This window comes from Vescimonas sanitatis, assembly GCF_049060325.1.
GTDB lineage: Bacteria > Bacillota > Clostridia > Oscillospirales > Oscillospiraceae > Vescimonas > Vescimonas sanitatis.
Genome location: NZ_JBMGPW010000001.1, coordinates 429,201 through 450,834, shown reverse-complemented (window position 1 = coordinate 450,834; position 21,634 = coordinate 429,201). Strand labels below are relative to the sequence as shown.

The following is a 21,634-nucleotide window of genomic DNA, read 5'->3' as shown; positions in this document are numbered from 1 at the left end:
CGTAGATGCTGTATCAAATGGAAAATCAACATGGCGGTGACGTGTACGGCGGCGGTATCACACTGGATTTTTCCGCCAACACCAACCCGCTTGGCACGCCCCCCGGCGTTTTGGAGGCGGTGTGCCGGGCTCTGCCCCAGCTGCACCGCTACTCCGACCCCTACTGCCGCCGGCTGGTGCAGGCCATCGCAACCCATGAGCAGGTGCCGGCGTCCTATATTCTCTGCGGAAACGGCGCGGCAGACCTGATCTACACATACTGCGCCGCCCTGCGGCCCCGGACAGCTGTGGAGCCTGCGCCTACCTTTGCCGAGTACGGGCTGGGTCTGGCGCAGGTGGGCTGCCGCGTGACGCCGTATTTTCTGCATCAGGCGGAGAATTTCGATGTGGATGAGGGCTTTCTGCCCTTTTTGGAAGAGAAAAAACCGGAGGTGGTATTCCTCTGCAACCCCAACAACCCCACCGGACGGCTGCTGCCGCTGCCGCTGCTGGAGTGGATCCTGCAAGGCTGTGCGGCGTGGGGTGCGCGGGTGTTTCTGGATGAGTGCTTCCTCGACCTTACGGAGGACGGTGTCAGCGCCAAAGCCCTTTTGGCGGCGCACCCGGAGCTGCTGATCCTGAAGGCCTTTACCAAGAGCTACGGCATGGCGGGCATCCGGCTGGGGTACTGCCTGTGCGCCGACAGCGCGCTGCTGCACCGCATGGCGAGTGCATCCCAGCCGTGGAACGTATCCTCGCTGGCGCAGAGCGCCGGTGTGGCGGCGCTGACGGAGCAGGGCTTTCTCCGGAGGACGCGGGAACTGATCCGCACGGAGCGGCGTTGGCTCACGGATAACCTGACGGCGCTGGGCTTCTGGGTGTGTCCGTCCCAAGCCAACTACCTGCTGTTCCGCGGGCCGCGGGGCTTGCGGGAGGGGCTTCTGCGGCAGGGCATCGCCATCCGGAGCTGCGGGAATTACAGTGGGCTGGACGACGGGTGGTATCGCATCGCCGTGCGGCCCCATGAGGAAAACGAAGCGTTGATAACGGCCATCCGGCAATTCTGCAAGGAGAAATCGCTATGGCTATGAATATTATGATACAGGGAACCATGTCCAACGCCGGAAAGAGCCTGCTGGCGGCGGGACTCTGCCGCGTTCTGAAGCAGGACGGCTACCGCGTGGCACCGTTCAAGAGCCAGAATATGGCGCTAAACTCCTTCATCACCAGGGACGGCGGTGAGATGGGCCGGGCGCAGGTGGTGCAGGCAGAGGCCGCCGGGATCGAGCCGGATACCCGCATGAATCCCATCCTGCTCAAGCCCACCACCGACGTGGGCAGTCAGGTCATCGTAAACGGCCAAGTGCGGGGCAATATGCAGGCCATGGAGTATTTCCGCCGCAAGCGGGACTACATCCCTGCCGTGCTGGAGGCCTACAACAGTCTGGCCTCAGAGTACGACGTGATCGTTATCGAGGGGGCGGGCAGCCCCGCGGAGATCAATCTCAAGCAGGATGACATTGTGAACATGGGTCTTGCCAAGCTGGTGGACGCGCCGGTGCTGCTGGTAGGCGACATCGACCGGGGCGGCGTATTCGCCCAGCTCTATGGCACGGTGGCGCTGCTGGAGGAGGACGAGCGCCGCCGCATCAAGGGCGTGGTGGTCAACAAATTCCGGGGCGACCGGGCCATTCTGGAACCGGGGCTGAAGACGCTGGAGGAGCTGTGCGGCATCCCGGTGGCGGGGGTCATCCCCTACACCCATGTGGACATCGACGATGAAGACAGCCTGACCGAGCGGTTCGGCCGCTCCACGGAGCGGAAACTCTTGGATATCGCGGTGATCCGTGTGCCGCGTATCTCCAATTTCACGGATTTCAGTCCCTTTGAACATTACGAGAACGTGTCGCTGCGCTATGTGGATCAGGTGAGCGACCTGCATCGGCCGGACATGATCCTGCTGCCGGGTACCAAGAGCACCATCGCCGACCTACGGTGGCTGCGGCAGTCCGGTCTGGAGGCGGCCATCCTGAAAGCGGCAGACGCCGGTACGCTGATCTTCGGCGTCTGCGGCGGCTACCAGATGCTGGGGCACACCGTGTCCGACCCCGAGCAGGTGGAGGCCGCCGGGGTCACGGAGATCAGCGGCTTGGGGCTGCTGGACATGGACACCGAGTTCCGTGGTGAGAAGGTGCAGACCCAGACGCAGGGCGTCTTTCACGGTGTGGAGGGGCTGCTCTCCACCCTGAACGGCCTGGCCTACGAGGGGTACGAGATCCACATGGGGCGCAGCCGGCAGGAGATGCCCGCCCTCAGCGGCGGCGGAAACGTGTACGGCAGCTACGTCCACGGTATCTTTGACGCGCCGGGCATCGCCGATACGATCCTGCGGACGCTGTGCGCCAGAAAAGGCGTGTCCTTTGACGCGCTGGCGACCTTCGACACCCGCGGCTACAAGGAGCGGCAGTATGACCTGCTGGCAGACGTGGTGCGCGGCGGACTGGATATGTCCTTCGTCTACCGTGTGCTGCGCCGGGAAGTATAACGAAACAAACTCCACGGTCTACCACCGGAAACGCTGCACTGCGTGCTGCGCCTGTTGGGGGTAACAGATCTGCCGGCACATCTGCGGGGCTATGTAGAGGCACTGGGGGCTGGAATCCCCGCCCGGCCCGACGACCTGCTGCTGCGCGCTCCAGAACGGCGTGGACGTGAAAACGGTGTCATCAATGCTGGGCCACTACTCTGCGGGCTTCACGCTGGACACCTACGCCCACGTCACCACCGACGCACAGCTCAAGGCGGCGCAAACAATGGGGAGCATCCTCTCCCGTGCTGTCTGACGGTTTCCGCTGCCCACTCCCGTTGGGGTCAGCGTTTGGGTCAGAAAAAAGCAGCGGGAGAAAACAACAACTTATGCAAACAAAAAGACCCGAAGCCTTACGGTTTCGGGTCTTTTTGGCACGCCGTGAGGGATTCGAACCCCCGGCCTTCTGGTCCGTAGGTTGTCTCAAAGCAAAATCGGAGTCGTTTCGGCTCCGATTTGTGCTTTTTACCGCCATTCGTTCGGTGAGTTTTCCATTGTTTCCGTCCAGCCCTGCCAGCTTTTTTCGTGTTCTGGGTCAAAAATGGGTCAGAGAAAATTTTGAAATTACAAAACAAAAGTTGTCAAGCGTTTGTCCAATATAATTTTTATCACGTTGACACACGTAACTTAGAGTGTGGGTGTCGATTGTCCATACTACGTTTCAGAGCACCCTAAGATCATACTTTTTGAGTTCGCTTCCCAGTGTTTTCCGAGCCACGCACTTCCTCATGGTAAAAGTAATCCACAATGACCGGGTGCCCAGGCTCTGCTCGTCCGTAGGGTAGCTCGTTGTCCACGAAGGGACAGCTGTTTTCTTTCGCCAGCCGTTCCGCTTGATCCTCCAAACCACGGAAGTAGCTTCTGTCCCTCTTGTTGTAGATAGCGTCGTACAGCGGAACCAAGTCAGGATGTTTTTTACGTATATAGTCAAGGATGTCTTTTTTGAATCCGCCTCGCAGGTTTAGATTTTCCAGCCACACCAGGTCGCACTGATTTCTGACCTGATGGAAGATAGCCTCGAAATCCGTGATACCGGGAAAAACCGGAGCGATAAAGCACACGGTGCGGATACCTGCGTCATAAACCTGCTTCATGGCATCCAGCCGCCGCTTGATGCTGACGGCATTGTCCATATCGTTTTTAAAATCCTCGTCCAGCGTATTGATCGACCAGGAAACCGTGACCTTTCCCAGTTCTTTCAGAAGGTCGATATCACGGATCACCAAGTCTGACTTGGTACAGATGAGAATTTCCGCCTCGCTGCCCCGAAGCTGCTCAAGAAGCTTTCGGGTGTTCTGAAACTGAGCCTCCTGGGGCAGATAGCCATCGGTCACCGAGCCGATGACTACGCGCTGTCCGGCGTACTTCCGGGGGTTTTTGATTGCCGGCCAATATTTCACATCCAGAAAAGTACCCCAAGGCTCAGTATGGCCGGTGAACCGCTTCATGAACGAAGCGTAGCAGTATTTGCAACCATGGGTACAGCCTACATAAGGATTGACGGAATAGCCGCCCACCGGCAGGGTGGATTTTGTCATAATATTTTTGGTTTCGACATCCTGAATCAGAATGCTGCTCTCTTTCACTTCTGCCATGTCTTCTGTTCCTCCAATACCCGGTAAAAGGCCGGGGGAAATTCCTGTACCATTTGTGCCTCTCCCATGATAGGAAGTAGATCTTCCTTCATGAATACAGGGATGCCCAGTGTGTGAGCTTGATCGGTCAAATTCCGTACCCACTCCGGTTTGGATACGGTTTTACCCTTCCTGCGTCCGGTCTCAGTACCGATGACGATCCATTCGATGCCGGTAAGATCTACCATGCCAACATCATCAAACATAGGTTCAAAGGTCACATGATAGTGTCCGCCATGGATATGCTCCCGTAAAGCCTGGATGCGGTCCTTTTCCTTGCTGGAGGTAACAGTTACACCAAACCAAGCATTCTCCAGGGTAGTGGAAAACACAATATCCTCCGGTCGCTTGGTCAAAAACAGATACTGATGCTGTGGGTTTTCAGCCATTTTAGAAAATATCTGATTCCGCCATTCCGGATTCCAGTGGGCAAAATCACTCATGCCGGTGAGCAGAAAATTCTGTGGGCGCTTTTTCTCCATCAGCCGCAGCTTATTGGGAAAAAACTCCGGCTTTTCAAAGTCGTCGATCATGTGAAACCGACGAACATTGTTTCTAGCGTAGCAGTAGCTGCAACCAATAGTACAGCCAATCACCAGATTCATGTTCTGAATACAGTCTTTGATACAAACAGCCACCGCTGACACCTCCTTACCATTTTAAGATTTAGCCTTCTACCGCAGGTGCAACTTTCCCGAAGCCGTTCCAGGCATACAGGCCCTTCTTGTCCTCATCGCCCAGGAACTTGTCCACCTGACAGATGTGCAGGATATGGTCGCCCACCTCCACCGACTGCTGCAAGGTAGCCACCATCGCCAGCCGGGTGTCCGCCGGAATCTGGATGTTGCTGCCCTCCACAGTCATCATCTCGATGTTGTTGGCGGCCACCTTGTCGGTCTCGGCACCGGTAGATGCTCCGCAGGCCATTACTGCGCCTGCCAGACTCTCACCGGGAACAGTGACGATGACTTTGCCGGTCTCCCGTACCTGCTTACCGGTGTGGGACTGTTTGCCAGTGGCGAAACCCACCATGGGCGGATTGAAGGAGAGGTAAGACACAAAGCAAATGGGAGCCAGGTTCGTAGAACCATCCTCCTTTTTAGAGCAGATCAGTGTCAGCGGATTGGGGGAGGTCAGAACAGTAGCCTCCATAATGTTCAGTTCTTTCATGTCATTCAGACCTTTCTGAGAAATTTCAGTCGTTGACTGCATGGCCAACCAGTGATATATTTATTATACTTGACAGCAATTTTTGTTCAAGTACGCAAATTGTTTGTACCTGGTATCAAAAAGTATACTGCAAAAGACGAGGAAAGATCCAATCATGACTTATGAAGAATTCAAAGAAAAGGTTGGCAGTGTCATTCTAACCGATGATGGAAACTGCCCGGTCACGCCGGTGGTTCAAATGCTGCAGGGCAAATGGAAACTCCAAATTCTCTATGAACTATGCATCAAGTGTCCCATGCGGTTTGGGGAACTGAAAAAGATGCTAAAGCCAATTACAAATACGGCGCTGACAAATGCCCTCAAAGAGTTGGAAGCCGATGATTTGATACAACGAATCCAGTACAATGAGATGCCGTTGCGAGTAGAATACTCCCTAACACTGAAAGGGCAAGATTTGTTGCCGGTATTTTATGCCATTATGCAGTGGGGAATAAAATATATCCCTTGAATTTCTAAAACAAATGATTTCAATAAATTACTGGTGTAATTTACCCTTGACAAATCTCATCACAATGCTCCTTTGACTTCGACCACCAACTTTTTCATCAGTTTTGCGTTCCTTCTTCATCAGATGGGCAAAGTTGGTTGTAGTCATAACAAAGATCCTTTGTCCGAGCCAGATCATCTGATAGCTCTTTAGATCATTCGCGTCATGAAGCATTTGCTTCAGCATTTTTTCCTTTTCTGTCATTCTGGCTCACCCTCATCTCCGAAAGGTCCGAATTTGGGACTTATCGTACCATAACGCAAAAGTGTTTGCTACTGAAATTGCCGACAGGGATATCTGCGTATTAGCAGAAAAAGTGACCGCGCAGGGAGTGCTGCTCGGCAACCTCAGAAAATGACAAATTAGCCACTTTGACAAGCGGCCGTCCGGCGTTTCAGCAGCACGTAAAGCGCGCTGAGGGTAGTGATACCACCCCTGCCCCATACATGCGGAAAGCACTGAACGCAGGGCGTACAAGCCGCAATTTCGACAAAAGTAAAAAGATCACGCGGCCCAGCGGGGCCGCGACGCCTCGGGACAGCGACGCGCATAAGCGCATCGCTGTCCCGCAGGCTCTCTGCGTTCTTTGGGAGCACCCACGACCAAGCCCCAAAAGCGGCAAAGCACGCCGTTCTGATACCCGGCCCGGGGATGTTCGTGAACGTGCAGTACGTGTCGAGGGTAATGATAGCGCCCCATCCGAAATGCCTCCTGTTTCGGCGTGTAAGCCGTTGTGTGCAATCTTTCTCCGTAAGCCGAGTGTGTATCCACTTTCAGGTGTGAAAGCGAACGTGGGCCGTTTGTGCTGTAGGTGTTGAAGTCCGTGTGGACAATGTGCTGGAAACGTTGGTATGACTGCGTTTCCTGCGCTTTTCACGGCTTTTTCGAGGGCGAAAAAGAAAGCAGGAGAAAGGCATTGGCGCTTTTCGCGCCAATGCCTATTCACAGCAGCCCGCAGTGCGAGCTGCCGCAAGGGTTTGCGGGGTTTGGAAATTGACGCTTTTTTCGAGGTTCCCAGAACGGTTTGACGCTAAATTTGAGAAAAGTCGCCGCAAAGCCACGTGTCACAACGGTTTGCGGCGGCGCTTTGATAGAAAATCGGTACGCTTTATACCGTTGTAGTCGGCGGAAGTCTCCGTAGCAGCTCAAATCTTGCTACGCCATAGACAAAGAGCTACCGCATTATTTTTCCTACACTTTTTAGCCGTTTTCAGTGGTTTTCTCTCGATTTTAATTCCTTTCCTAACATCTTGTGCCCCACATCTCCCATGTGTTCCACACCTGTCTGTGGCATTTTATGTGGTCAAAGGCAATGCCTCGCCGGAGTAATTCCGGCGGGGCTTTGTCGTATTCTCAGAATCCCGCTTTTCCACTCGATGAACAACATGAAAACCGCGCCGAGGCCACCCCATGAGGTGGGATGCCATAATCAAAGAAAACAGCCAGCACGGCGTGATATCTTCCGGGAAGAGCGAAGCTGGAGAAAAGACGGGTGTGGCGTGTAAAGAACACCCCCATATCATACAATAACTCTAAAGCTATGATACGGAGGATAATTTCATGAACGAGCTGCAAGCCTTTGAAAAGCACCTGCGCGAAAACGAGAAAAGTCCCGCCACGATAGAAAAGTATCTGCGCGACGCCCGCGCCTTCCTGTGCTGGCTGGACGGGCGCGAGCCCACCAAGGAGCTGACCGTCTGCTACAAGGAAGGACTGACCGAGCGATACGAGGCCGCCAGCGTCAACTCCATGCTGGCGGGGATCAACAGCTACCTGTCCTTTTCCGGCCGCGCCGACTGCCGCGTGAAGCCCCTGCGCGTCCAGCGGACGCTGTTCGGGAGCGAGGAACGGGAGCTCTCCCGCGAGGAATACGCCCGCCTTGTCCGCGCCGCGGGCGGGGCACAGATCGGCATTGTCATGCAGACCATCTGCGGCACGGGCATCCGAGTCTCCGAGCTGCGGCACATCACCGCCGAGGCGGTGCGGGAGGGTCGCGCCGTCGTCCGCAACAAGGGGAAAACCCGCGTGATCCTCATTCCCGCCGCGCTGCGAAGGCTCCTGCTGGGCTATATGAAAAAGGCCGGCGTCACCACCGGCAGCGTGTTCCTCTCGAAAAATAAAACGCCGCTGGACCGCAGCACGGTCTGGCGGCGCATGAAAGCCCTGTGTGAGCGGGCGGGGGTGGACCCGCGCAAGGTCTTTCCCCATTCTCTGCGGCATCTGTTCGCCCGCGTTTTTTACAGCGTGGAAAAGGACCTGCTGCGTCTTGCGGACATCCTCGGCCACGCCAGCGTGAACACCACCCGCATCTACACCATGGAAACCGGACGGCAGCACATGAAGCTGCTGGAGCGCGTCAGCCGAACACTGCTCACATAATGGCGATTCTGTTGCGGAATAGTTGTAACAATCCCTTATTACATCTACATCATAACAGAGACCCAGTATCATTAGCAAGAAAAATTTGAAAAACCCAGCGAAAAAAGTCAAAAAACGATAACGGCAACAAGGCCGGATGAAAAAATCTTCTCTCCCGGCCTGATTTTATGCGCCATTTTTACCCTCTGTTCCGCCGTTTAGGGTCTACGCTGTTGGCAGCGGACACAGTGATGCAACAGAATCGCCATTCTGTTGCTGTGGAAGTGTACCGCAGGAAAAAGGGGGTGACCGTAGGAGACGAGTTAAGGAACAGAAGAATTGCAGCGACCATATTAACCGATTACAAAGAAAACGGAGGAACAAGACCATGAGAAAAAGACTTCTCAGCATCCTGCTGCTCTGCTGCATGGTGCTGACGCTGCTGCCCACCGCCGCCTTTGCCGCCGACGATGTGGTGATTGACGAAACAAACTTCCCGGATGAAGGCTTCCGGCAGTATGTCAAGGATAAATTTGATACAAACAAGGATGACACCCTTTCTGCGGATGAGATTGCCGAGGCGAAGGAAATCTCCGTGGAAGGGAAACCCATAACATCTTTTAAAGGCATTGAGTATTTTACTGCATTGACAAATCTCGAGTGCAGCAGAACTAAATTGACCTCCTTGGATACCTCTCATAATAAGAAGCTGGGATACCTCAGGTGTAATTATATCCCAGACTTAACCACTCTGAATGTCAGCCAAAACACAGAACTGAAAGTTCTCTACTGTAACGATAACGCTTTGGCTGATTTGAATCTTACCAATAACTCTGCGCTGGAAACGCTCGAATGTGGAGACAATGAATTAACAACCTTAGATCTCAGCAAGAACACAGAGCTAAAATATTTCGGCTGCTTCAATAGTAAGTTGAGTTCTTTGGATCTTACCAATAATACGAATTTGGAAGAGCTCTATTTCTGCGGAAACAACGTGTCCAACATAGATGTCAGCGAAAATACAAAACTGAAGTTTCTTCATCTCTTTGGTAACCAACTGATCACTTTGGATACCAGCAAGAATAGTAATCTACAGCGGTTGTGGGTATATACTAACCCTCTCACCTCCATGTACTTAGGGGATAGCGGCTCCACCATGGAAGTAAAATTTGATAACCTCCCTTATCCCATCACAGTTTCCACCGCAACGAGAACCTTTGATCTCTCCACACTGCCTACCGGCTTTGATGTGAGCAAAGCCAGCAATTGGGCGGGTGGCAGAGTTGACGGCAATATTCTGACAGTCGACGAGAATGCCGCTACTGTGACCTATCTCTATGACTGCGGTGAAAGACAGGCGACGTATGGTACTCCAGAAACGACGGGGAAATTGATGATGACATGTACCCTTCAGGTTAACTGGGTGCCCGCACCCGCAATCACAGAAGATGATCTTGCGGGACTCAACATTCCCGCAAACCTTGTCACCGTCAAGTGCCAAACAACCGGCGACAGCAAAGCATACGGGAGGATCCCCGGCGGCTTTGACTTGAGCAACGCGACGCCCTACATGGACAACGGTGTTTTGAAGGCCATCGTCAAGATCAATTTGTCCGCTTACAAGGACAAGTACGATGCGGACACCAAAAAAACGCACGAAAAGGCAGGGCTGGAGGGGAACACCCACGCAGCTTTTACTCTGAAGTATGTCAACGACAAGTGGGAGCTGGATGGCACTTTCCCGAATTTGACCATTTTGGTGAAATGTGACGGCCAGCATCCGCAGACTCCGCCGCATCCCACGGAGGAGAATGTCGGCGGCTTGGAGCAGGTGCAGGTTCGGGTGCAGTGCAGCACGGACAGAACACAGTTCAAGAACTACGGCATCCTCCCCGGCAGTGTCTCCATTATGCCGGATCCCAACAACCCCAGCCAGGCGACCCTTACCCTTATCCCCTCGGTGTACAGCACGCAGTACAGCACCGACACGGGCATCACCCACATCGTGGATCTCAGCCAAACCACGGACAATCTGAAAATTCAGATGCGCTATGATCCCGCCGTGGGGAAGTGGATGCCCGCAGAGGAGATTACCCCTCTGGTGATCTACGTGAAGTGCAATAGCCACGACCTGCAGACTCCGCCGTATCCCACGGAGGAGAATGTCGGCGGCTTGGAGCAGGTGCAGGTCCGGGTGCAGTGCAGCACGGACAGAACACAGTTCAAGAACTACGGCATCCTCCCCGGCAGTGTCTCCATTATGCCGGATCCCAACGACCCCAGCCAGGCGACCCTTACCCTTATCCCCTCGGTGTACAGCAAGCAGTACACCATTGACACGGGCATCACCCACAGCGTGGCACCCAACCAAGCCACGGACAATCTGAAAATTCAGATGCGCTATAACTCTGCCGTGGGGAAGTGGATGCCCGCAGGGGAGCTTACCCCTCTGGAGGTTCTTGTGCAGTGCAACAACCACCAGGGGCAACGGTACACCATCACCTTCAATGGCAATAGCGGCACCCCCTCCGTTACCAGCATGACTACCATTGACCAAAAGCTCCCCGAGCTGCCTACCGCCACCCACAGCGGCAGATACAGCTTTGACGGCTGGTACACCGCGGCAAGCGGCGGCACGAAGATCACGACCGCTACTGTATTCTATGAAAACACCACTGTGTACGCCCACTGGACCTACATCGGCGGCGGTGGCAGCAGTGGCGGCGGTGGCGGCTACACCTACCACACCATCAGGGCGATCTCCGGCTTGAACGGCTCTATCTCTCCCTCCGGCTGGACCTCCGTCCGTCACGGATGGGATCAGACCTTCACCATCACCCCGGACAAGGGCTACGCCGTAGCCAAGGTGCTGGTGGATGGTAAGAGCGTGGGCTCTGTGAAGTCCTACACCTTCAAGAATGTCACGAAGGATCACACCATCGAGGTAGTCTTTATGAAGGCAAACGGCAACCCCCAGACCGGCGTATTCGTCGATGTAGCGGAGGGCAGCTACTATGAGGAAGCGGTCGACTGGGCGGTTAAAAATGGAATCACCACCGGCACGGGTAATAATTACTTCACGCCGGATGGCATTTGTACCCGTGCGCAGGCTGTGACGTTCCTGTGGAGAGTTGCCGGAAGCCCCACACCAAAAACAGAAGCAATGCCCTTTGAGGATGTGCTGAATGGCAGCTACTATTACGAGGCCGTCCTGTGGGCTGTGGAGAACGGTATTACCGTTGGCACGAGCGCAACGACCTTCAGCCCCGAGCTGACCTGCTCCCGCGCACATATTGTGACCTTCTTGTGGAGAGCAGCCAATTCTCCCTCTGCAAAAACGGCCAATCCCTTTACCGATGTAGCCGCGGACGCCTACTATATCGACGCTGTGCTGTGGGCGGTCAAGCATAAGATCACGGTCGGGACAACGCTATCCACCTTCAGTCCTGACGAGGGCTGCACCCGCGCACAAATCGTGACTTTTCTGTACCGTGCTCACAGCAAGTAATTAGGGATGACGTATGCACCCGCTGAAATGCTATCACCTCGCGGCAAGCGAGATGGATCTGCATAAGCTATTTCATGGAAAACCTTCAGAGCGGGCTAAGAAAGGCGATCGGGTCCTGCTTATCAGAACGATCCAATTGACAGCAGACCTAACGGTGACTTGCCCCGTAACCTTTCTAATGCTGCCAGACATTCAGTTTATCACGGAGCCCTTTGCGCTGCGCACGGCTTGGGAAGATGACAGAAGTTCTGCGGTGCTGTGCTTTCGATCTTGCTCGAAAGCAGAAAGCGTTCTCTCTCTTCTGTATTCTCACGAATGATTCTATTGGCAGCAGATATCTCTTTACCCGCAACGAGCAGATGCCGGATATACTCCTACACTGTCATCTGCTCCCCCAAAAAGCAAAGGACAGCGCGGCGGACGGTCAATAGCACCGGCCTCCGCGCTGTTTCCTTTTCGCCACAGGAAACTCTGTACGCCATTCACAACCCATGAGCCATGCCGCCATCCCACGCGGCAGGAGAAAACACTATGAAAAAGATCACTCGATTTCTGTTTTGCACCTTCGTCGCCATTATGCTGATGGGGACGGCGATCAGTGCCACCGCTTGCCATCAGAAAGAGGAATATCCCAGCGTACCCGAAGTGACCGAGCCACAGCCCACCGGCGAGATCATCCCCACCGTGGACCGGCAAAAGGAGCTGAAGGACGCAAGAAAGAAATACGCCGACGCCGTGGCGTGGCTATATATGCCCGGTGCCGAGGTGGACGACCCCGTGGTGCAGGCGAAGGACAACGCTTACTACCTGCAAAAGGACGAGAACGGGAACTACAGCGAATGGGGCTGCTACTACGCCCACTGTGACAACCGTTTGAGCAGCCGGAGCAAGCTGGACAGGAATACCGTCATCTTCGGTCACTCTGCCAGCAACTGCGACCCGGACGGGCCAAAGCTCACAAAGCTCCATCGGTATATGGATGCGGACTATGTGAAGGAGAACCCGTATGTCTACCTCTCGGTGAAAGGCGAGGACATGGTCTTCCAGATCACAGCCTGCTTCATCACGGATATTGACTTTGATTACATCGCTCCCGATCCCACAGGCGAGGAGCTGACAAACTTCTTTGAGCAGGTGGCAAAGAAGAACTGGCTGGAATTTGACGGTGTAACCTTCGGCGAGGAGGACACCGTGCTGACCCTTTCCACCTGCTGCCGGAAGTACGATGAGTACAATACCGGCAACCAGCGGCTCGTCCTCATGGCGAAGCTGCTGCCGGAGGGTGCTGTAGCGCAGGACTTCACCGTGCGCCTTGCTCCAGAACCGGAGATGCCTTAAAAAGGCCAAAACGGAATACGATAACCCCCTTGAAAAAGATGATATTCTTCTCACGACTCCTTCAGCCAGCGGGAGAAATCCTCCGGTGTGATCGTGCCGTTGTCGCAATCCTCTTTCTTCCTTCTGGCTTCCTCGCTCCAGGCGTAGAACGCACTCTTGGTCAGCTTGCCTGCGTTGATGCGGGCGAAACGCTTTTTGTACTCCCTGCGATATTCCTTGAACACCTCATCGCCCTGCTTGCGCTGCGTCCATGTGTTGATGGCCCCTATCTCCCGGCAGGTGCGGCCCTTGCTGTCGCAGACCCGGCCGCAGTACTCCGTGCTGGCCTTGCCCGTCACAGCGAAGTAGCGCAGGCAGTTCTTGCATACCCGCATCCTCACCTCACGCTTCACGCACTCCCGTATATGGTGGTCGATGAGGTCATAGATGTCCTTGGGATATAGCACCTCAGCAAAGATCCGTCTGTCGATGACCTCGAAGTTGACAGGCTGTGGCTGGAACTGGAAAGTGTACAATGTGTCGCCGCCCTCGGCATTGTAGTAGGCCACCATCTTCTCGGATACGGATTTCTTCTCCCCGTCCATGTCCAGCACCTGCGCGATCAGCCCCTTGATCTGCTTCTGCATGGTGTCGATGCTGCTGCAGAGATGGGAAATCTTCTTGTGGGGCAGCAAGTCCTGAAAATCTCCGGGCGCGGTACTGTCTACCATATCCAGCCGCTCCAGCCAGTCCAGCCGCAGCAGCTCAAAGCAGATATGCCGGGGCGCCAGTTCATTCAAACCGGCCACTACGGTTTGCAGTTCGTTGTTGTCCCTGGACTGATAAAAAGACAGCAACGCCCTGTCCATCTTCCTGGTGATGGGCTCCAGCTCCCAGATATCCATATACAGCAGACTCATCAGACTTTCCGGAAACGGAAAGTCTTTTTTTATGGTCTGCTCTCTGTCCGCTGCATCGGTGTACTCGTAGTACTCCCTGCCGCCGTCGATGTAGGTTCTGAAAATGTAGGTATGCATAATGGACGCTCCTTAAAACGAGATTAGACTGATGAAATACATAGCGTTTAATAAGACTTGACAACGGGGTGTTGACATGTTATAGTATGCCCAGAAGTAGACGCAGGAAACGGGCTTTATGAAATAAGTCTAATCTATTAAGGCAGATATGTCAACCGTTATTTTTGGAACCTTGAAAAGTGAATCCCTGCCGCCGCAGCCCGGATGCTCCGGGCGAAGTGTCGCCACGATCCCGCGAAGGGGGAGCGCATCAACGGAGCGAGGGCGCGGCGCACAGCAGAGAAAAAACATAGGGGGGTGAGATCGAAATACACATTACCGACAAAAACTGAATACGCTCTACCGACAAAGCTGCAAGGAGGACACGATTTGAAGAAAAGCATTTATACCAGCTATGATGAACTGCCCCTGCTGCTGAATGTGAAGCAGGTGGTGGATCTCATGGGAGTCTCGGACTCCAGCGTCTATGAACTCGTTCAGGAGGATGACTTTCCCTCTCTGCGGATCGGCAAGCGCATCGTCGTTCCGAAGGAGGAACTGCGGAAATGGATCACCGCGCACACGAAAGGGGCATCGGAATGCTGAACACGCCCTATGTGAAGAAGGACACCATCAAGAATTTCTTTCCCGTTCCCAACGCAGTCTTTGATCTGGGACTGCACCACTTGGAGATCAACATCTACGCCTACCTCCTCCGCATTGAGGATCGCCGCACCTACCAATGCATCGTCAGCTACCCCACCATCGCAAGGAAGCTGGGTATCTCGGTCAACACCGTGGCAAAGTATGTTGCTGCGCTGGAGGAGCATGGGCTCATCCGAACAGAGCGCACGGAGATCATCACCAGGGACGGTCTCAAGCGCAACGGCTGTCTCAGGTACACCATCCTGCCGATCAAGAATGCCCTCGCCCTCTGTTATGAGCGTCAGCTGGAGAAGGCGGGGCAAGCCATGGAACGGCAGCGGGCACAGGCAAGAGCCGAAAAGCTGGGCGCTGCGTTCACTCCAGCAGCGGGAGAGCAGAGCGCGTAAAACGGCAAAATACGCCCTCCTGACCCGCGGCCGCGCAGGGTTTCGGGAGCGCGCGGCCCACGCCGAGGGTAGTGATACCACCCCCGTCTCGCTGATGCCGAATTTGCTGCTTTTCTGACACAAGCGCAAAGGGAGAACAGGGCGCATGGGTTCACCGCTTTCCCCCTGGCTATGGCGAGTTCCGCTGAAACCCACCTGTTCGATAAAAGCACAAGATAAAGAGAGGTGGTCGCAAAGCGACCCCTCTCGCCCACAAAGCCCCGCAGTGCGGGGCTTTCCGAGGATGCCGCTCCGAGGTCGGTTTGGGACTTCTTGCGGGTCTCAGGTGGTCGAAAAGACGAAAAATCCAGACACCGTGCGGGTTTGCGCGGTGTCACACCAGAGAAAAAGGAGAAATCAATATGGAACACGAGAATAAGACGCGGATCCCCGCTTGGCTCAGACCCTCGACGATCCGCCGCATGGACGGCTGGCTGGAGGAGGCCAACTGTAAAAGCCGCAGCGAGTTCATTGAGAAGTCGCTGCACTTCTACATGGGCTACCTGGGCGCGGAGGATGCAAGCGAGTACCTCCCCAACGCGCTGACAGCGACGCTGCGCGGGATCGTGGCGGACAGCACCAACCGCACCAACTGCCTCCTGTTCAAGTGCGCGGTGGAGCAGGGCATCATGGCCCACACCATCGCCGCGCACTTCGGCGACGCTATGGAGGACCGCCGCGCCCTGCGCGGCTATGTGACGGACGAGGTCAAGCGCACCAACGGGCAGATCAGGTTTGAGGATGCTCAGGACATCCAGCGGATGCTGCCGGATTTTGATTAGGTCCGAAGTAAAGCCGGATCGCGGGAGAGGATGGCGTGGTCGGATTGTTGCTTTCGTAGAACTTGCGCCGGTGCCGGGGATTCCACTCGCTTTCTCTCCGCGTCTTCGGTATTGTGTGTTTACAGAATAAACCTCAGGCCACGCAGGAGCTGCTGCGCCTAATCAAAGAAAAAACCTCGGAGGTGAAACCACATGGCAAAACGAAGACCATCCGGTGACGGCATGGTGCGCAAGCGGGAGGATGGCCGATGGGAGGGCCGCATCGTAGTTGGGCACAAGGACAACGGCGACTCCATCTTCCGCTATGTCTACGCCGACACCCAAAAGGAGCTGACCGCAAGGCTGCGGAAGTGCATCACCGCCTATCAGGGCGTCGACCTGACGGAGCAGAGCAGGCTCACCCTGTCCGAGTGGCTGGATCAATGGCTGGTGAGCAAGGAGGGGCTGGTGCGGCCCGGTACCCTGAATGGTTACCGCGGCTACATCGAGAACCATATCCGTCCCTGCCTCGGAGAGAAGCGGATCAGTCAAATCAAAGCAGTGGACATCCAACGGTTTTATGATATGCTGTCCCGGAAGCTGGCCAGCGGCACGGTCCGCCGCATCCATACCACGCTCCATGGGATCCTGAAAGCAGCGGCACAGGCGCGGCTCGTTCCGAGGAATCCTGTGGAGGAGGTGACGCCGCCAAAGTTCAGCTATCAGGAAAAGGAGGTACTGACGGCGGAGCAGGTCGACCGCCTCCTGGAGACCATTCAGAAGGACGCCTTATGGCATGACCTCTTCTACACAGAGCTTACCACCGGCATGCGCCGGGGCGAGTTGTGCGGCCTGCGGTGGGAGGACTTCGATGCAGCGAATGGAACCTTGAAAATCTGCCGCACGGTGCGCCGGGAGAAGGGCAAGGGCCTTACCACAGGCGATACCAAGACCTACGCGGGGACACGGACGATCACCCTGCCGCCCAGCCTTGCGGTGCTGCTGAAGGAGAGAAAGCGGGCGGCGAAGACAGCTTGGATATTCCCGGACCTGCTCCGCCCGGAGCGGCCGACTGCCCCGGACGCCGCCTACCGGCGCATGAAGCTGCTGCTGGAGCAGGCGGGACTGCCTGACATCCGCTTTCATGATCTGCGCCACACCTTCGCCACCCATGCGCTGACCTCCGGCGTGGATGTGAAAACGCTCTCTGGGATCCTTGGCCATACAAGAGCGGCATTCACGCTGGATACCTACACCCACACCACCGGCGATATGCAAAAGAGGGCGGCAGAGATCGTGGGGGAATTCCTCACAGACATTTTCGGAGAGGAGCTGAGACCGTGGGAAGAAAACGGAAAAATGGAGAAGGAACTGTCCGCCTGAGAAAGGACGGCCGATGGGAGGGCCGTGTGGTCATCGGCTACGATGACAAGGGTCTGCCGAAAACGAAAAATGTGCTGGCTAAAACAAAATCTGAGTGTGTGGAGAAGCTGAAAACGCTGAAGGACGCCCTCGCGCCGCCTGCGCCGCCGAGGATCAAGGCGGATATGCCCTTCGGGGATTGGATGGAGCACTGGTATGAGAGGCACAGCAGACCCGCCGCCCGTCCCAGCACACGGCGGATCTACGAAGGCTACCTCCGGCTGTACATCAGCCCGGGACTGGGTCATATCCCGCTGAACAGGCTGACCGCGAAGGATATGCAGCAGTTCTTCGCCTGGCTGAAAACGGAGGGGCGTGCGGACCAATCGGACGGTAAAACGGGGCTGGCGGACTCCCAACTCCGCAACATCCACAGCCTGTGCCGGCGGGCACTGGAAAAGGCAGTATCGGAAAACCTGATTCCACAGAACCCGGCGTCCGGATGCAAGCTGCCGCCCGCCCAAAAAGGGGAAATGAATCTCCTCTCGCGGGAGTCCATGCAAAAGCTGCTGATCCAGGCGAAGGAGGAAAAGTACTACGAGTTGTTCCTGCTGGAATTTGCCACAGGACTGCGGTTGGGCGAGCTGACGGCCCTGCAATGGGAGGACCTGAATTTGACCACGGGCGAAGTGCGAATCAGCAAGCAGGCGGTGGTCATAGGCTCGGAGGTGGTGGTCACCGAGCCGAAAACAAAGGCGGCGGTACGCACTCTGCTCCTACCGCCCAAAGTGCTGGAGGTGTTCAGAGAGTACCGGAAAAGGAATGTTTCCAGATGGCTGTTCCCGTCCCCCAAGAAGGAGGACTCGCCCCTGCTGCCCTCGGTGGTGCGCCAGCGGCTGCACAGGCTGTTGGACCACGCGGGCTGTGAGCGGGTACGCTTCCATGATCTCCGCCACCCGTATGTCAAGCACACGACAAAAATTTTTAGCTTGCGCTCGATGGCTTTTCAAGCGCAGGCTTATCCTGATGCTCGGCGAAAAACTCGCGGAGCTTGTCAGCTTCATCGGGGAGGACAAAGCCAAAGCCCTGTCCGTCCACTCTGCAATAGAAAGCGATTTTCATGACTGCCACCTCAATCGAAAATGTCTTGGATTTTGTATGCGATCTCGATGCGCTTATCGGGATATACCAGCACCCGGTCGATCAACAGCTCGGCCAGCTCGGTGGTCAGCGTGTCCGCATCGAAAATCGCCTTGGACGCTTCCTTGCGGCTGTCCTGCCGTGCCTGTTCGTCCTGCTTCTGTTTCGCCTGTGCCAATACTGCGGCATAGGCGTTTTTTGTTTTCAAAAGCAGCTCGTCACACGCGGCCTTTTCCGCCTTGTAGGTGTTCAGATCAATCTCGCCCATGAGATAGCGTTCATACAAGGCGCACTTACCGTCTTGCAGCGCCTCAATCTGCTGCTCATATTCGGCGCGTTCCGGTACGGAAGCATCCACCCGAAGCATATCATCCGGGGCAGGCGGCGCGGCGGCCTCCATCTGCTTTTTCAGCGTCAGGAATACCGCCTGTTCCAGCTCTGCGGCGTTCAGCCGCATCTTGTGGCAGCGGCTTTCTTTGTCCGCTTCGGAATGGCGGCAGTAGTAATACGAGGTTTTCTGCATGGTACGGGACAGCGCATGACCACAGCAGCCACAAAAGGCTTTGCCTTTCAGCGCGTAGTCCCGCTTTTTCTTGTTTGGCTGGGAAAAGCGGAGCTGGCTGGCCTGCACGGTATCAAACACGGCTTTCTCAACGATGGCCGGGTGATGGTCGGGAATGATGTACCATGATTCTCTGTCCTTCAGGCGGCTTCTGGAGCCGCCTACTTCGAGAACCGCCCGCTTGCCGATCACATACACGCCGGTGTAGCGTTCGTCCTCCAAAATGCGGAGAATGGTGGACGCACTCCAGATGCCATGACAGCGGGAAATATCGTGGGTATGATTGCCGTGCGCCGCTTTGTACTGGCCGGGAGTGGGGATGCTTCTGCGGAACAGCTCCCGCGTGATAGCGGTGGCGTTGATCCCCTCGGCGGCAAGCTGGAAGATAAGCTGCACAACGGTAGCGGCCTCCGGGTCAGGCTCCATTCTGCCATCGGCGCTTTTGCGGTAGCCGTAGGGACAAATTTTGCTCTGATACTCGCCGCGCTGCATCTTGGCGTACTTGGCGCTCTTGGTTTTAATGGACATATCGCGGCTGTAATATTCGCTGATGAGATACTTGAACGCTACGTCCATGCCACCGGTGTCACCCTTGAATTTGCTGCTGTCAAAATCGTCGCTGATGGAAATGAAGCGGGTATGGAACAGCGGGAACACACGCTCGATGAAGTAGCCGGTTTCAATGCTGTTACGCCCGAAGCGGGAAAAATCCTTGACAATGATGCAGTCGATCTGATTGGCCCGCACCAGCCCAATGAGCTTCTGTACTTGCGGACGCTCAAAATTCGTGCCGCTGTACCCGTTGTCGATGAACTCCATGATCTCCGCGTTCAGGGCTTCGGGCATGGAAGCCGCGTACTCGTGGAGGACAAGGCTCTGATTTTCAATGCTCAGACTGTCGTACTTGTAGTCCTCAATGGAGAGGCGGATGTAGAGGGCGATCACATATTTCTGCATTGTTCCAGCACCTCCGCATAGGTTTCAAACTCGCTCTGAAAGCGATAGCGCACCGTGATCTGCTTATTGTGGGATACCTCAATGCGGTCGATCAGCCGCTCAATGAGCGCACCGGTCAGCGCACGGTCGGCCTTGATCTGTGCAGCATCCTGTTTCAGCGCCCGGTGCTGCTTGGTTTGGGCATCCATTGTCCGCAGACCGTCCTCCAACTGTTCCATTTCCACGGCAAGATCGGCAATGCGGCTTTCGTACTTTTCCTTGTAGTCGAAGTATTCCTCCTTGGTAAGAACACCTTGGACGAGGTTTTCATATAAGCTCCGCACGATACCGCGCAGCCGCTGGATTTCCTGCTTACGGCTGGTGATTTTCTCCCGCAGCGCGGCGCAGTCAGCGGCCTGCCGGGGCTGCTCTGCAAGGGAGAGGGTGTATTGCCCCAGCGCCGTATCAAGCGCGTCCTGAAGCATATCTGCCAACATATCCAGCAGCCTATCCTCGCGGATGGTCACGCCGGGGCAGGCATCCTTGCTGATTCGGCTCCTGCTCAGACAATGGTAGAAGTACACATCGTCGGACTTCTTGCGGATGTTTCTCTGCCGGTGCAGGCTGCCGCCGCAATGGGCGCAGAACACCTTGCCTTTGAGATGATTCGGCGTGAAGGCTTTGACCTCCCGCGCCTTGACGCGGCTGGCGGTCTGATTGAGAATTTCCTGCACCGCCGCGAACTGTTCCCGGCTGATGATGGCCTCATGGGTGTCCCGCACCACCGTCCATTCCTCGGCGTCGGCCTTGACCTGCCGGTGATCCACGGTTTTGGTCTGCCCCTGAACGAGATCTCCGGTGTAGACCTCGGAGCGGAGAATAACGCCGACCGTTCGGGTTTGCCACTTGCCGCTGCCGAGCAAATTTTCATGGGTGATCTTGCCCTGCATCTTCTTGTAGTGGCTGGGGGTGAGAATACCCGCTTCGTTCAGCCGCACGGCAATGGTATTGAGGCCAGCGCCCTCGGAAGCCCAACGGAACATCCGCTGCACCACGACGGCGGCAACGGGGTCGATGATAAGCTGGTGGCAATCGTCCTCCGCTTTCAGGTAGCCGTAGGGAGTACGCGCACCGATGAATTTGCCGTCCTTCATGGCCTGCCGCTGCTGTGCCCTGATCTTGCGCCCAATGTCCAAAGCGTAGGCTTCGTTTATCATGTTCCGCAGCGGGATGATGATACCGGAATGGGCATCTTCCGGGTTGGCGGTGTCGAAGTTTTCATTGACCGCAATAAAGCGGATGCTGCGGATGCGGAAATACTGCTCGATGTAGTAGCCGGTGTCAATGGTGTTCCGCCCCAAACGGGAGAGGTCTTTCACAATGACGCAGTTGACGTGACCGGCCTCAATATCCGAGAGCATCTGCTGAAAGCCCGGACGGTGGAAGTTTGTCCCGGTCGCGCCGTTGTCGATATAGGTATCGTATACGCTGATCTCCGGGTACTGCTCCAGATAGCGGGCAATAATCATCTGCTGGGTTTCAATGGATACGCTGTGCGTGTGGGTATCCTCCACCGAAAGGCGGACGTAGATCGCGGCGCGGCAAGCGGCGTCGGCCTCCTGCACGGCTACCGCAGCCGTTTCTTTCCTGCTTTTTCTCGCCATGC

Annotated in this window: 18 protein-coding genes and 1 pseudogene; 12 read left to right on the top strand and 7 right to left on the bottom strand. The window is 55.7% G+C overall.

Features of this window, described 5'->3' with window-relative positions; translation table 11 throughout:
* The first annotated feature begins 5 nt into the window (after nucleotides 1–5).
* The 3 genes and pseudogenes from ACOMDU_RS02395 to ACOMDU_RS02385 all read left to right on the top strand — a co-directional run.
* Nucleotides 6–1,070, top strand: coding sequence for a pyridoxal phosphate-dependent aminotransferase (locus ACOMDU_RS02395; RefSeq protein WP_421128844.1), 1,065 nt, complete (start codon nucleotides 6–8; stop codon nucleotides 1,068–1,070).
* Nucleotides 1,061–2,524, top strand: a complete 1,464-nt coding sequence (locus tag ACOMDU_RS02390) for a cobyric acid synthase (RefSeq protein ID WP_421128843.1) — start codon at nucleotides 1,061–1,063, stop codon at nucleotides 2,522–2,524. Before ACOMDU_RS02395 ends, ACOMDU_RS02390 begins: the two co-directional genes overlap by 10 nt.
* 130 nt (nucleotides 2,525–2,654) lie before the next feature.
* Nucleotides 2,655–2,822, top strand: a pseudogene (locus ACOMDU_RS02385) (tyrosine-type recombinase/integrase); the annotation flags it as partial.
* 421 nt (nucleotides 2,823–3,243) lie between these two features.
* Here ACOMDU_RS02385 and ACOMDU_RS02380 read toward each other — a convergent pair.
* The 3 genes from ACOMDU_RS02380 to ACOMDU_RS02370 are packed head-to-tail and all read right to left on the bottom strand — an operon-like array spanning nucleotide 3,244 to nucleotide 5,370.
* Nucleotides 3,244–4,161, bottom strand: coding sequence for a radical SAM mobile pair protein B (locus ACOMDU_RS02380; RefSeq protein ID WP_337677153.1), 918 nt, complete (start codon nucleotides 4,159–4,161; stop codon nucleotides 3,244–3,246).
* Nucleotides 4,149–4,838 carry a radical SAM mobile pair protein A gene (locus ACOMDU_RS02375; RefSeq protein ID WP_421128841.1) on the bottom strand — a complete coding sequence of 230 codons (690 nt, stop codon included), beginning with the start codon at nucleotides 4,836–4,838 and terminating at the stop codon, nucleotides 4,149–4,151. The genes ACOMDU_RS02380 and ACOMDU_RS02375 overlap by 13 nt, the downstream gene beginning before the upstream one ends.
* A 28-nt stretch (nucleotides 4,839–4,866) precedes the next feature.
* The gene (locus ACOMDU_RS02370; protein ID WP_421128840.1) at nucleotides 4,867–5,370 is read right to left on the bottom strand and encodes a flavin reductase family protein; all 504 of its coding nucleotides are present in this window, start codon (nucleotides 5,368–5,370) and stop codon (nucleotides 4,867–4,869) included.
* A gap of 154 nt (nucleotides 5,371–5,524) precedes the next feature.
* On the opposite strand from ACOMDU_RS02370, the gene ACOMDU_RS02365 reads away from it, so the two are divergent.
* The gene (locus tag ACOMDU_RS02365; protein WP_187015899.1) at nucleotides 5,525–5,878 is read left to right on the top strand and encodes a winged helix-turn-helix transcriptional regulator; all 354 of its coding nucleotides are present in this window, start codon (nucleotides 5,525–5,527) and stop codon (nucleotides 5,876–5,878) included.
* A gap of 27 nt (nucleotides 5,879–5,905) precedes the next feature.
* On the opposite strand, the gene ACOMDU_RS13805 is transcribed toward ACOMDU_RS02365, so the two are convergent.
* Nucleotides 5,906–6,121: a hypothetical protein gene (locus tag ACOMDU_RS13805; RefSeq protein WP_476718539.1), complete on the bottom strand. Its 216-nt coding sequence runs from the start codon at nucleotides 6,119–6,121 to the stop codon at nucleotides 5,906–5,908.
* A 1,356-nt stretch (nucleotides 6,122–7,477) separates the two neighbouring features.
* On the opposite strand from ACOMDU_RS13805, the gene ACOMDU_RS02355 reads away from it, so the two are divergent.
* From ACOMDU_RS02355 to ACOMDU_RS02345, 3 genes are all read left to right on the top strand, one after another.
* A complete protein-coding gene (locus ACOMDU_RS02355) occupies nucleotides 7,478–8,296 on the top strand; it encodes a tyrosine-type recombinase/integrase (RefSeq protein WP_421128839.1) in 819 nt (272 codons plus the stop codon).
* 367 nt (nucleotides 8,297–8,663) lie between these two features.
* Nucleotides 8,664–11,783: an S-layer homology domain-containing protein gene (locus tag ACOMDU_RS02350; RefSeq protein WP_421128838.1), complete on the top strand. Its 3,120-nt coding sequence runs from the start codon at nucleotides 8,664–8,666 to the stop codon at nucleotides 11,781–11,783.
* Between the two features lie 531 nt (nucleotides 11,784–12,314).
* On the top strand, nucleotides 12,315–13,121 hold the full coding sequence (locus tag ACOMDU_RS02345) for a class B sortase (protein ID WP_421128837.1): 807 nt from the start codon (nucleotides 12,315–12,317) through the stop codon (nucleotides 13,119–13,121).
* Between the two features lie 50 nt (nucleotides 13,122–13,171).
* Here ACOMDU_RS02345 and ACOMDU_RS02340 read toward each other — a convergent pair whose 3' ends face one another.
* Nucleotides 13,172–14,137, bottom strand: coding sequence for a DUF6076 domain-containing protein (locus tag ACOMDU_RS02340; RefSeq protein WP_421128836.1), 966 nt, complete (start codon nucleotides 14,135–14,137; stop codon nucleotides 13,172–13,174).
* A gap of 369 nt (nucleotides 14,138–14,506) precedes the next feature.
* Between ACOMDU_RS02340 and ACOMDU_RS02335 the strand changes: the two genes are divergently transcribed.
* From ACOMDU_RS02335 to ACOMDU_RS02315, 5 genes are all read left to right on the top strand, one after another.
* Entirely contained in the window at nucleotides 14,507–14,722 is a 216-nt protein-coding gene (locus ACOMDU_RS02335; RefSeq protein WP_421128835.1) for a helix-turn-helix transcriptional regulator, read from the top strand.
* A complete protein-coding gene (locus ACOMDU_RS02330) occupies nucleotides 14,683–15,168 on the top strand; it encodes a helix-turn-helix domain-containing protein (protein ID WP_421128834.1) in 486 nt (161 codons plus the stop codon). The genes ACOMDU_RS02335 and ACOMDU_RS02330 overlap by 40 nt, the downstream gene beginning before the upstream one ends.
* Before the next feature lie 401 nt (nucleotides 15,169–15,569).
* Nucleotides 15,570–15,989: a hypothetical protein gene (locus ACOMDU_RS02325; protein WP_421128833.1), complete on the top strand. Its 420-nt coding sequence runs from the start codon at nucleotides 15,570–15,572 to the stop codon at nucleotides 15,987–15,989.
* Nucleotides 15,990–16,181: 192 nt separating this feature from the next.
* Nucleotides 16,182–17,351, top strand: a complete 1,170-nt coding sequence (locus ACOMDU_RS02320; RefSeq protein ID WP_421128832.1) for a tyrosine-type recombinase/integrase — start codon at nucleotides 16,182–16,184, stop codon at nucleotides 17,349–17,351.
* Nucleotides 17,309–18,454 (top strand): tyrosine-type recombinase/integrase, encoded by a 1,146-nt coding sequence (locus tag ACOMDU_RS02315; RefSeq protein ID WP_421128831.1) that lies wholly within the window; start codon nucleotides 17,309–17,311, stop codon nucleotides 18,452–18,454. The genes ACOMDU_RS02320 and ACOMDU_RS02315 overlap by 43 nt, the downstream gene beginning before the upstream one ends.
* An 8-nt stretch (nucleotides 18,455–18,462) precedes the next feature.
* Here ACOMDU_RS02315 and ACOMDU_RS02310 read toward each other — a convergent pair whose 3' ends face one another.
* Entirely contained in the window at nucleotides 18,463–19,989 is a 1,527-nt protein-coding gene (locus ACOMDU_RS02310) for a recombinase family protein (RefSeq protein WP_421128830.1), read from the bottom strand.
* Nucleotides 19,974–21,632 (bottom strand): recombinase family protein, encoded by a 1,659-nt coding sequence (locus tag ACOMDU_RS02305; RefSeq protein ID WP_421128829.1) that lies wholly within the window; start codon nucleotides 21,630–21,632, stop codon nucleotides 19,974–19,976. The genes ACOMDU_RS02310 and ACOMDU_RS02305 overlap by 16 nt, the downstream gene beginning before the upstream one ends.
* Between the last annotated feature and the right edge of the window lie 2 nt (nucleotides 21,633–21,634).

What these genes read in the sequence shown, in the direction of transcription:
- ACOMDU_RS02395 (WP_421128844.1), top strand. Translation starts at nt 6, where the DNA reads ATGCTGTATCAAATGGAAAATCAACATGGCGGTGACGTGTACGGCGGC.
- ACOMDU_RS02390 (WP_421128843.1), top strand. Translation starts at nt 1,061, where the DNA reads ATGGCTATGAATATTATGATACAGGGAACCATGTCCAACGCCGGAAAG.
- ACOMDU_RS02380 (WP_337677153.1), bottom strand. Translation starts at nt 4,161, where the DNA reads ATGGCAGAAGTGAAAGAGAGCAGCATTCTGATTCAGGATGTCGAAACC.
- ACOMDU_RS02370 (WP_421128840.1), bottom strand. Translation starts at nt 5,370, where the DNA reads ATGAAAGAACTGAACATTATGGAGGCTACTGTTCTGACCTCCCCCAAT.
- ACOMDU_RS02365 (WP_187015899.1), top strand. Translation starts at nt 5,525, where the DNA reads ATGACTTATGAAGAATTCAAAGAAAAGGTTGGCAGTGTCATTCTAACC.
- ACOMDU_RS13805 (WP_476718539.1), bottom strand. Translation starts at nt 6,121, where the DNA reads ATGACAGAAAAGGAAAAAATGCTGAAGCAAATGCTTCATGACGCGAAT.
- ACOMDU_RS02355 (WP_421128839.1), top strand. Translation starts at nt 7,478, where the DNA reads ATGAACGAGCTGCAAGCCTTTGAAAAGCACCTGCGCGAAAACGAGAAA.
- ACOMDU_RS02350 (WP_421128838.1), top strand. Translation starts at nt 8,664, where the DNA reads ATGAGAAAAAGACTTCTCAGCATCCTGCTGCTCTGCTGCATGGTGCTG.
- ACOMDU_RS02345 (WP_421128837.1), top strand. Translation starts at nt 12,315, where the DNA reads ATGAAAAAGATCACTCGATTTCTGTTTTGCACCTTCGTCGCCATTATG.
- ACOMDU_RS02340 (WP_421128836.1), bottom strand. Translation starts at nt 14,137, where the DNA reads ATGCATACCTACATTTTCAGAACCTACATCGACGGCGGCAGGGAGTAC.
- ACOMDU_RS02330 (WP_421128834.1), top strand. Translation starts at nt 14,683, where the DNA reads ATGGATCACCGCGCACACGAAAGGGGCATCGGAATGCTGAACACGCCC.
- ACOMDU_RS02325 (WP_421128833.1), top strand. Translation starts at nt 15,570, where the DNA reads ATGGAACACGAGAATAAGACGCGGATCCCCGCTTGGCTCAGACCCTCG.
- ACOMDU_RS02320 (WP_421128832.1), top strand. Translation starts at nt 16,182, where the DNA reads ATGGCAAAACGAAGACCATCCGGTGACGGCATGGTGCGCAAGCGGGAG.
- ACOMDU_RS02310 (WP_421128830.1), bottom strand. Translation starts at nt 19,989, where the DNA reads ATGCAGAAATATGTGATCGCCCTCTACATCCGCCTCTCCATTGAGGAC.
- ACOMDU_RS02305 (WP_421128829.1), bottom strand. Translation starts at nt 21,632, where the DNA reads ATGGCGAGAAAAAGCAGGAAAGAAACGGCTGCGGTAGCCGTGCAGGAG.